The organism is Amaricoccus sp. W119, from assembly GCF_047275745.1.
In the GTDB taxonomy this organism is placed as follows: Bacteria; Pseudomonadota; Alphaproteobacteria; order Rhodobacterales; family Rhodobacteraceae; genus Amaricoccus.
In genome coordinates this window covers 1-3177 of the sequence record NZ_JBKQWU010000140.1, presented here as the reverse complement: position 1 = coordinate 3177, position 3177 = coordinate 1, and the positions used below count along the sequence as shown (strand labels likewise).

Genomic DNA, 3177 nt, shown 5'->3' with positions numbered 1-3177 from the left:
ATGTTGTCAAGAGGCTGTGCCACCCCGACCATGCCGCCGGCGGGGTGGCATCGGCTGTCCCGGGCTCAGTAGATCGAGGGTTCCCCCGCCGCCCGGCCCTTGGCCCGGGTGAGGAAATCGAAGTCGCAGCCTTCGTCGGCCTGGCCGACATGGTTCTGGAACATGTAGCCCCAGCCGATCGCGGCCTTCATCTCGGGATAGCTGTCGAAGACGAGCGCCGGTCCCTCGTGAACATGATACTTCGGATCGCAGGCCGCGGGTTTGATGACCGCGTCCGAGGGGGCGAGATTGCCGCGCAGCACCGCGAGCGAACCCTCGTGATAGAACGGGTTCGACAGCGGACGGATGACATCTTCGTTGTAGACCTTCGCGCCCCGCAGGGTCTCGCCGAGAGTCTTGCCGGTCACCGTGATCGCCGAGGTGTCGAGCCGCTCCTCGATCTGCTTCATGAGCGCCCGGAGGCCGCCGGCGTAGAAGAAATCCTCCATCAGGTAGTCCTTGCCCGAGGGGCGGACGTTGGCGATCAGCGGCCGAGCGCGTCGAGGGTGAGGATCAGCACGGCGTGTCAAATCGTTTTCCGGGTGCCAACTTGTGCGGTCCCGGTTCCGTTGCACACGTCCGGTTGGAATTCATGCCGGTTGATTCAACCTATACCAGATCGCGCGCTCAAATCGTTTCATGTTCGTTGTCAATACGCAACCTGACCGTGTGTACGTCGAGTTATACTTGACTTGCTGCGTCGCCGCAGGAAAGTATCGCCCGGGGGACAGTGAATCCAATTATTAGAGTCGGATTATTGTCGTGTGGGCACTCCTTGGAACCGGAGGTATGGGTCGTGGACGAATTTCTTGCAAGATTTCGCACCATTGTCGGACGTTCTTCCCATAAGACGGCGGTATCGGACAAGAGCATTGCCCTGAGCTATCGCGAACTCGACGCGGCGTCCGACAGACTGGCCGCGATTCTCCGCGAGGCACTTGGCGCCGAGCATACCGTGGTCGCGTATCTGGGCCGGATGACGGTCGACTGCGTGACGCTCAACATCGCCGCCGGCAAGGCCGGTTTCGGGCTCGTGGCGCTCGACCCGGGCCATCCCGACGCCGCGCTCCGGGAGATCATCGAGCACGCCGATGCGACGGCNCTGCGTGACGCTCAACATCGCCGCCGGCAAGGCCGGTTTCGGGCTCGTGGCGCTCGACCCGGGCCATCCCGACGCCGCGCTCCGGGAGATCATCGAGCACGCCGATGCGACGGCGGTGGTCGCGACGCCCGAATTCGCGGAGCAGGCCCGGCGGCTGACCGGACGCGACCCGGTGCTGATCCCCACCGAACGCCCCGTGCGCGAGGAGATTCCCGCGTTCGAGCCTGTGGCGCGCGATCCCGGGGCGATCCACTTCATCTCTCCTACACCTCCGGTTCGACCGGGCGGCCGAAGGGCGTTCCCATATCGCGGCGGATCGCCGATTTGCGCTGGCAGCAGAAGCTCGACTTCTACGGCACGACCGAGGACGACATCTGCGCGGTGGTCAATACCTTCTGGTGGTACAAGCCGCTCTGGCCGCTCGCCGTCGGCGCCGAGGCGGCCTGTTTCGACTTCGCGAGCGAGGGGCTCGTCGGACTCGACGCCTGGCTGCGCGCGCGAAAGGTGACGGTGCTCAACACCTATGTCGCGATGTATCGCGAGCTTGGCGAGGCGGCGCCCGCGCCCTATCCGGACCTGCGCCAGATCATTCTCGGCGGCGAGGCCGCGCGGGTCGGCGATGTACGCAATTTCGACCGGATCAGCGTGCCCGGCGCCGAACTGATGCTGCGGCTCGCCTGCCAGGAACTCGGGCCGCTCACCATGTTCGTCCACCGCCACGGCGACCCGATCAACTATGAGCGCGTGCCCATGGGCACGATCCTGCGGCCCGACCGTGTCAAGCTGCTGGACGAGAGCGGCAACGAGGTCGCGGTCGGCGCCGTGGGCGAGATCACGGCGAGCGGGGAGATCGTTCCGGCGGGCTATCACAAGGACCCCGAACGCTCCCGGGAGCAGTTCAGCCGGAACGCCGATGGCACCTGGACCTTCCGCATGGGCGATCTCGCGATCCGCGACGCGCGCGGCACGCTGAAGTCGATGGGCCGCAAGGACCAGCAGGTCAAGATCCGGGGCTACAACGTCCGCCCGCACGAGGTCGAGGAGAAGATCCTGCGCCACGAGGGCGTGCGCGAGGCGGCGGTGCGGGCGATCGAGGATGCCCGGGGGGTTCCGCGGCTCGCGGCCTTCTATGTCGGCGCGGGCGACCATCCGCCCACGCCCACGGAACTGCGCGCCTTCCTCGCCGAGACCCTGCCCAACTACCAGGTCCCGAGCACCATGATCCGCCGTGAGAGCCTGCCCCGCCGGCCGAACGGCAAGCTCGACCGGATGGCGCTCGCCCTGCCGATGAAGCCTGTTCCCGATCGCTCGGCGGTCCTGGAAGCGCGGACGGAAACCGAGAAGATCGTCTCCCGCATCTGGGAGAAGGTCCTCGGCCGGTCGGGCTTCGGCTTCGACGAGGATTTCTTCGACCTGGGCGGTGACTCGCTGATGGCGATGTCCATGCTGCTCGAGGCCGAACGCGCCACGAATTCGCGCATCCCGCTCGAGGCGCTCAGCCTCAACGGCGCGACGCTGCGCGCGGTCGTGGACCAGCTCGAAGCCAACCGGCCCACGGGCGAGGACTCCTGCGTGCCCGTGATGCTGCAGCGGGGAACCCGGTCCGATCCGCCGATCTACGCCATGCACGTCCAGGGCGGCCATCTGTCGGACTATCTGCGGATGATCCCCGGCATGAGCGGCCAGACCGTGCTCGGCATCCATCCCAAGGGCATGCGCAGCGCCGCGCGGCCCGACATGCGCATCGAACAGCTCGCCGAGCATTGCGCCGACATCATCGAGAGACACGCCGAGCCGGGACAGCCGATCCGCCTCATGGGCTACAGTTTCGGCGGCATCCTCGGCTACGAGACGGCGGGCGCGCTGGCGGCCCGCGGGCTGACGGTCTCGCATCTCATCCTGCTCGACCCGCCCGCCCTCTGGGCGCGCCGCTTCCACCGGCTCCGTGCCATCAAGCGGTATTTCGGCGGTGACAGGACGGGAAAGACCGCGCCGCGGGTCATGGCGTCGTTCACGGCGCTGCTGGGGCTCGCTCC

At 67.0% G+C, this 3177-nt stretch carries 1 protein-coding gene and 1 pseudogene; one reads left to right on the top strand and one right to left on the bottom strand.

Translation table 11 applies throughout. From position 1 onward, the window contains the following. Window positions 1–65 precede the first annotated feature (65 nt). A pseudogene (locus ACLJK8_RS22360) lies at window positions 66–539 on the bottom strand (dihydroxy-acid dehydratase); the annotation flags it as partial. A 230-nt stretch (window positions 540–769) separates the two neighbouring features. Here ACLJK8_RS22360 and ACLJK8_RS22355 point away from each other — a divergent pair. Further along, the coding region (locus ACLJK8_RS22355) for an AMP-binding protein (protein ID WP_413152628.1) at window positions 770–3177 on the top strand (2408 nt) is incomplete at its 3' end.